Here is a 6,853-nt window from a genome sequence, read left to right as displayed (position 1 = left end):
GATGATGTCGCCGTGCCACAGCAGCAGGTGGTGGGCCGTTCCCAACACGAACAGCAGCAGGTGCCGCCGCGCGAAGAGGGCCGGGCCGTGCCGCCGGTACAGCCCGTAGGCCCCCCAGCCGAAAAGCATGGCGAAGATACTGATGAAACGCCCGTTGGCGAACACGTCGATCAGGACCTGGGCCACGCGGTCCAGTCCGGTCTGCCGCCACTCCAGATAGCCGGCGAAGTCCTGCATGTTCACCGTCAGGATGCCGAGCAAGGCCACGCCGCGCAGCACGTCCGGCAGCAGGGCACGCTCACGGACCGGCACCGGGGCTTCGGGCGAAGGGGAAGCGACCTCAGCCGAGGAAGCAGGAGGGAAGTGTGTCACGGGGTCAGCGTATTCCTCTCGCCCGTGCTTCTCTCGCCCATGAAGCCGGCAGTACGCGGCAGGCGGTGTCATACGGGTTTGAACTCTACTTCACTTCGCGCATTCAGGAAAAGCGCCTGAATACGCTCCGCTCCGTCCAAACCCGTATCTTCTTCTACTCGCTTCGCTCGGAAAAATAGATTTTATGGAAAACCTATTTTTCGAAGCTGTATCATACGGATTCCGCTTAATTCCTGCACAGTCGGGAAAGCGCCGCCTGTGCATCCATATCGCAGAATCCGTATTTTTTCCTACTCGCATCCGCTCGGATTGAATCTGAAACTACCAGATTCAATCGGAATCCGTATCAGAGATGCCGTTCCCAGGTCACCCACATCGGCTCGGTGACGTAGCCCAGCCGGGTATTCACGCGCAGCATCGACAAATTGAGCACCGTGCCGCCCGTACCCGCCACCACGTAGCCCTCGGCAGCAGCCCAGGCGAGCGCATGCGCCTTGAGGACCGTGGCGAGACCGTGTGAACGATGCGCGGGGTGGGTGGCCGTGAAGTCACTTTCCACTTCGCGGGCCGTCTGCAAGGGATGATGGCCGGGTAGCGTCAGACGGGTCAGGCCTACGGGTTCACCCCGGTCACGCACCACGAAGACCGCTTCTTCGCTCAGGGTGCGCTGCCAGTCCTCACGACTCAGCGGCGCGGAGGAAGTCGTCGGATTCCTCGGCACATCGGCCTCGCCCTGCCGGTGAAGCCGGTAGAGCGCGTCCCACTCGGCTTCTGTGGCGGCATTGTCCCAGCGCCCGACCTCGTAACCTGCCACGAACAGCTTTTCGTCTAGAGCAGTTCTCCGAATTACGTGATGCGCGGAACAGCGCCCCGCATCACTCCATTCTCCGCCCTGCTCAGTGTTTTGCACTCGCTCCGCTCGCCAAAAAGACGTTGCGTCTTTTTGTCAAATGCTCTAGGGCGCGAAACCGCTCAAAGTCGAAGGTCGTCAGGTCGAGGTGGGCGCCCCAGGATTGCCAGGCGTTGCGAAAGCCCGCCGCCGCGAAGAAACGCATCTGCTCGGGCCAGTCTTCGCGGGTCACGCCCAGCAGCCGTGAGAACCCTGGCGGCAGGTCGGCCAGCAGCGCGAGGTAAAGAGGAGAAAACGCCGCGCCCTCGCCCGCGAAGTCCAGCCGCAGTGCGTCGGGGGCACCTGCGCCGAAAGGGGAGGCGTGGACGGCAGCGACGACCTCTCCCCCGTTCTCGGCCACCAGACGGCGGCGCTGCGGGTCGCTGGACACCCGGAACTGTTCGGGCCGGGAGGTCCACTGACCGCGCACGCTCCCGGTGACGAGCCGGGCGACGGTGGCGGCGTCGGCTTCCCGGAATGGACGGACCTTCACGCCTCGCGCTCCCAGGCAATCCAGTCGGGTTCGATGTTCGCGCCCAGGCGACGCAGCACGCCGAGGTAGGCGGCGTCGCGTTTGCTGCCCGCCACATTGAGAAAGGGCAGGCCCCCGGCTTGCAGGCTGCGGACCACCCGGGCAAGAAGGGCGGTGGCGAGGCCCTGGCGACGGTGCTCCGGGTGAACGACCAGCACCGCGTTCCAGGCACCCAGGCGCGAACGCTCGGGGAGGGCGAGGCCCACCGGCGTTTCGCCGTGCCACGCCAGCCAGGCGGCGTTCCAGAGGGCCTCCTCGTCGGTCAGGTTCTCGGTCGGCAGGCTCTCGGCGGCGGGGTCGATGGTGGGCGGAGCCGTCACCTTGTCGTGGCGGGTCAGGGCGTACAGGTCGGTCAGGCGGGCGTCTTGCCGGAAGGAAGCAGCGGGGGTGAGCCAGTGGCCCTGGCGGGTCAGCGCGGCCTCAAGGCGGGCGGTGTTCGCCTGCCAGTCGCGCAGATGCCCGTCACTCAAATGAAAGCCGCCGCCGAACGTGCGGTGAACTTCGCGGAATCCCAGCGCGGGGAGGTCCGGCCAGGTGGGGAGGTAGTCCTCGCGCACGCTGGCCCACAGGTGCGAACGCCCAGCGGCGCGGGCCCGAAGCGCCAGGAAGTCCAGCAGGGCCGCCGCGCCCGCGTGGTGGTCAGGGTGAAGGTGCAGGCCCACCCAGGCGTGGTCCGGGTGAAACTCCGGCAGCCAGAACGACCCGAGGCCGGTGACCTGCCCCGCCGTTTCACCCACGACATAACCGTGAGCCGGAGCCGCAAAGCGTTCCGCGAGCTTTTGCGCCGTCGTGTGAAAGTGCGGCTCCCCGGTGGCACCCAGCAGCAGGGCGGCCAGAAAGGCGTCGGCAGGCTGGGCCGGGCGCACATGGAAAGGGGGAAGGTCGGACATGGGGTCATCCTGGCAGGCCCCGACTTGCCGGGCGAATCCGGACCCTCGGCCAAATGGCCTAGTGGATGCATATGCACCTGGACTTTCCTGGCATTCTTCCCCCGGCTCAAGCTCGGCTCAATGATTCTGGGCCGCATACTCAAGCGACATTCACAGAGATGCTTGACAACTTTACGCACCGGGCGTATTCTGTCCTTACCGGAATGAAAGCGCCGTGGGTGCGCTTGCAGGTCTGCCCGGAGACAGTCGAGTTCCAGAGACGGTCCAGTTCAGTCATCAACCGCGCCTTCCTTCGTTGGTGGGCGTTTTTCTTTTGGCCGGGTGGCCGTGGCTCCGGGTCCGGTGTCGCCCGGTAGACTGCGGCCATGTCAGACGGAAACGTTTCGCAGCTGAGTGTGAACACGATTCGCACCCTCGCCATCGACGCGGTGCAGGCCGCCAACTCCGGCCACCCCGGTGCGCCGCTCGGCATGGCCCCGATGGGCTACGTGCTGTGGCAGAAGTTCCTGCGTCACAACCCTGCGCACCCCGAATGGCCAGGCCGCGACCGCTTCGTGCTGTCGGCCGGACACGCCAGCATGCTCATTTACAGCCTGCTGCACCTGACCGGCTACGAGGCGATGACGCTCGACGACATCAAGAACTTCCGGCAGTGGGGCTACCACACGCCGGGCCACCCCGAGTTTTTCCACACCAAGGGGCTGGACGCGACCACCGGCCCGCTCGGTCAGGGCGCGGCGATGACGGTGGGCATGGCGATGGCCGAGGCGCACCTCGCCGCCCGCTACAACCGCCCCCAGTTCCCCATCTTCGACAACCACACCTACGGCATCCTCGGTGACGGCGACCTGCAAGAAGGCATCAACCACGAGGCCGCCGCGCTCGCCGGGCACCTGAAACTGGGCAAGCTCATCTGGCTGCACGACGACAACCAGGTTCAGCTCGATACGCCCACCGACAAGGCCGAATCGGAAGACACCGCCGCCCGCTTCCGCTCCTACGGCTGGAACGTGCTGAAGGTCGAGGATGGCAACAATCTGGACGAAATCGCGCAGGCCATCGAGCAGGCCCGCGCCCAGAGCGAGCGGCCCACGCTGATTCAGGTTCGCACCGTCATCGGCTTCGGCAGCCCCCGCGCCGGAACGAGCAAGGCGCACGGCGAGCCTCTGGGCGCCGAGGGCGTGGCCGAAACGAAAAAGGCGCTCGGCTGGGAGTACCCGGCCTTCACCGTGCCCGACGAGGTCGCCGCGCACATGAACGCCCGCGCACGCGGCGCACAGCTCGAAGCCGACTGGGAAAAGCTGATGGCCGACTACCGCGCCGCCCACCCCGACCTCGGCAAGGAAGTGGACGCGCTGCTTGCCCGCGAGTTGCCCGCTGACCTGATGGCCGCGCTGCCGGGCTACGAGGAAGGCGGCAAAGCGGTGGCGACCCGCACGGCCAGCGGCGACGTCATCAACGCGCTCGCCAAAGTGGTGCCCGGGCTGATGGGCGGCAGTGCCGACCTGAGCGGCTCGACCAAGACCACCATCAAGGACGGCGGCGAGATGCAGGCCGGGCAGATGGACGGGCGCAACGTGCTGTTCGGCGTGCGCGAGTTCGGTATGAGTGCGGCGGGCAACGGCCTGAGCCTCTACGGGGGCCTGCGCCCGCTGGTCGGCACCTTCCTGGTGTTTGCCGACTACCTCAAGCCCGCCTTCCGCCTCAGCGCCATACAGATGCAGCCCGTGACCTACGTGCTGACCCACGACTCCATCGGGCTGGGCGAGGACGGCCCCACCCACCAGCCGATTGACCAGCTGGCGATGCTGCGCGCGGTGCCCGGCGCCCACGTCATCCGTCCCGCCGACGCCAACGAAACCGCCGCCGCCTGGGTGATGGCGCTGGAATACGACAAAGGCCCCACCGCGCTGGCCCTCTCGCGCCAGGATTTGCCCATCCTGCCCCGGAACTTCGATGGCGTGAAAAAAGGCGCCTACGTGGTGCGCGACGCCGAGAATGCCCAGGTGATTCTGCTGGCGAGCGGCTCGGAAGTCAGCCTGGCCCTCGACAGCGCCGCCAAACTCGCCGAGGAAGGCGTGGCGGCCCGCGTGGTGTCCATGCCCTGCATGGAAGTGTTCCGCGAGCAGGAGCAGGGCTACCGCGACAGCGTGCTGACCCCGGGCGTGAGGCGCGTCGCCATCGAAGCCGGCAGCAAGCAGCCCTGGTACGAGTGGACGCTGGGCGGCCCGGTCATCGGCATGGACGGCTTCGGCGCGTCGGCCCCGGCCAAGGTGCTGTTCGAGAAGTTCGGCTTCAGCGTGGAGAACGTGGTGAAGGTGGTTCGCGCCGCGCTGTAAGGGGAATCAGGAACCCCGCCTGCCTCCACACGGAAAGCAGGCGGGGTTTTTATCTGTGGCTTACTTCGCGGGCTGGGCAGGCGTGCTTTTCCCGGTAAAAATCAGCACGTCGTAGGCTTTGGGAAGAACATCGAAGGTGTAGCCCATCGCGCCCGGGATGCTGCTCTGCCCGATGCCGCGCACGGGGCGCAGCGTCGCCAGATAGTCACGGAGGACGGGGACCTTGAGCGCGTCGGCCAGGACCAGCGCAGCGGGGGCCGTCGCCAGCGCCTCGGGGCTGTCGGGGTGGGAGGGAGCGACGGTCACGGCCTGCATCCCCTTGTCCTCCTGACCCATCTGCACGGCGCGGATGCTGCCGCTGCTGAAGGTCAGCCCGACGGTGCGGTAGTCGCTGCCCAAAGCGGCGGACAGCTGTGCACCCATGCCGGTCTGCGACAGGACGTCGGGAGCTTTGCTGACGTGCCCGTTGTGCGCCCACAGCATCACTTTGCTCTGCGGGTTGGCCTGGAGAAAGCCCAGCAGGTTCTCGGCCATGAAGTCGTCCCGCGTGCCCTGCCCGCTCGCTGCCAGGACCGCCTGCTGCACGGTCCGCGCGAGCGCCTGGGCCTCGGCGCGGTGGGGGGTGTCTTCGGGCAACTCGGCAGCCGCCTGGACGAGGGCCGCCGCCTGCTCGGTGAAGGCCTTCTGTTCGGCGGGGTCTTTGACGAGTTCGTCGATCTGGTAGGGCTTCAGGTCGGCGAAAGGCACGGCAGCGGCGGCCAGCCCCGGCACGAGCTTGACCAGCACGCCCGCGCTGCCGCCGGGATCCTGCATGTCCACCGCCACGAAGGTCAGGGCGGGTCTGTCGCCGCGCTGCGCGTTGTAGTCCCGTATCCAGACGAGCAGGTCACGGATTTCGGCGGTGCGCCACACCATGAAGCCCAGCCCGCCCACCGCCGCCTGAAGGTCGTCCGACTCGCCCGAAATGTAGGCGTTGATGGCCGGTGCGCCGGTGGGGTTGGACTCGAAGGCGAGGGTCGTGAAGCCGTGGTGCTCGACCAGCGCCCTGAAGATGCGCGCCTTGAGGACGAAATGTTCGTGCGTCCCGTGCCTGCCCTCGCCTGCGCCGATGAGACGGGCCTGGGCCAGCGGGGCCAGAAACGCGAGGTCACTGGCCGCTGCCCCCACGTTCAGACTGACCGGCTTCAGGAGGGGCCGGAGCGCGGTCTGGAGCGCCTGCCGCTGGGCGCCGGACAGGGGGGCAGGGTCGTTCATGACCTGTTTTTGCCCGGCGAGGTCCACCGTACTGCTCAGCGTCCTGCTGCCCACGATTTGCCAGCGCCCGCCCACCTTCTGCCAGGTGTCGAGCGTGTCGCCGGTTTGCGTGAAGGGGACTTTCTGGCCGCCCATGTCGTACTCACCCGTGCTGGTGGTGCGGCTGGTCACGTCGTAGCTCTGGCCCTGACGCTGGACCTTGAGCAGTTCGGTGCCGACGGTCTTGAAAGTCAGGCCCTGCGTGGCCTGGGTCAGCAGTTCGCGGCTGAGCGGTTCGTAGCGCGGCCCGTAGCCCACGAACTGCGGAGCGTAGACGTTCAGGATGGACGCCGAATCGCCCGTCCGGATGGCCTGCGCGAGTTGCTGGTAGCTGCGGCGAATCACGGCCTCGTCCGGGTTGCCCTGGGCACCTCCGGCGAGGGCACCCGGCAGCAGAGCACCGAGCAGCAGGGCGAGGGTGAGGGCAAAGACTCTGTTCATGAACTGATACGGATTCCGATTGAATCTGAAACTACCAGATTCAATCCGAGCGGATGCGAGTAGGAAAAAATACGGATTCCGCGATATGGATGCACAG

General features: G+C 66.8%; 6 protein-coding genes (1 of these 6 cut by a window edge). 1 reads left to right on the top strand and 5 read right to left on the bottom strand.

Translation table 11 applies throughout. The features are described from left to right. The 4 genes from G6R31_RS13580 to G6R31_RS13565 all read right to left on the bottom strand — a co-directional run. A protein-coding gene (locus G6R31_RS13580) for a DUF418 domain-containing protein (RefSeq protein ID WP_026138757.1) crosses the window boundary here: on the bottom strand, positions 1-372 show its 5' end (the start). Its footprint begins 792 nt before the window's first position; only the first 372 of its 1,164 coding nucleotides appear in the window; its start codon is at positions 370-372; the stop codon falls past the left edge of the window. A gap of 346 nt (positions 373-718) precedes the next feature. Next, positions 719-1,186, bottom strand: a complete 468-nt coding sequence (locus G6R31_RS13575) for a GNAT family N-acetyltransferase (RefSeq protein WP_017870892.1) — start codon at positions 1,184-1,186, stop codon at positions 719-721. A gap of 82 nt (positions 1,187-1,268) precedes the next feature. Next, positions 1,269-1,754, bottom strand: a complete 486-nt coding sequence (locus G6R31_RS13570; protein WP_017870891.1) for a GNAT family N-acetyltransferase — start codon at positions 1,752-1,754, stop codon at positions 1,269-1,271. Next, positions 1,751-2,683, bottom strand: a complete 933-nt coding sequence (locus G6R31_RS13565; protein ID WP_017870890.1) for a GNAT family N-acetyltransferase — start codon at positions 2,681-2,683, stop codon at positions 1,751-1,753. The genes G6R31_RS13570 and G6R31_RS13565 overlap by 4 nt, the downstream gene beginning before the upstream one ends. A 365-nt stretch (positions 2,684-3,048) precedes the next feature. Between G6R31_RS13565 and tkt the strand changes: the two genes are divergently transcribed. Continuing rightward, positions 3,049-5,022, top strand: a complete 1,974-nt coding sequence (gene tkt, locus G6R31_RS13560) for a transketolase (protein WP_017870889.1) — start codon at positions 3,049-3,051, stop codon at positions 5,020-5,022. 60 nt (positions 5,023-5,082) lie between these two features. Here the strand turns inward: tkt and G6R31_RS13555 are convergent, their stop codons facing one another. Next, positions 5,083-6,756 carry an erythromycin esterase family protein gene (locus tag G6R31_RS13555; protein WP_017870888.1) on the bottom strand — a complete coding sequence of 558 codons (1,674 nt, stop codon included), beginning with the start codon at positions 6,754-6,756 and terminating at the stop codon, positions 5,083-5,085. Between the last annotated feature and the right edge of the window lie 97 nt (positions 6,757-6,853).

The sequence above is a fragment of the Deinococcus wulumuqiensis R12 genome (assembly GCF_011067105.1).
GTDB lineage: Bacteria > Deinococcota > Deinococci > Deinococcales > Deinococcaceae > Deinococcus > Deinococcus wulumuqiensis.
This window is presented reverse-complemented; position numbering and strand designations above follow the sequence as displayed.

Coding starts and splice junctions, on each gene's coding strand:
- G6R31_RS13565 (WP_017870890.1), bottom strand. CDS start 2,683: ATGTCCGACCTTCCCCCTTTCCATGTGCGCCCGGCCCAGCCTGCCGAC.
- tkt (WP_017870889.1), top strand. CDS start 3,049: ATGTCAGACGGAAACGTTTCGCAGCTGAGTGTGAACACGATTCGCACC.
- G6R31_RS13555 (WP_017870888.1), bottom strand. CDS start 6,756: ATGAACAGAGTCTTTGCCCTCACCCTCGCCCTGCTGCTCGGTGCTCTG.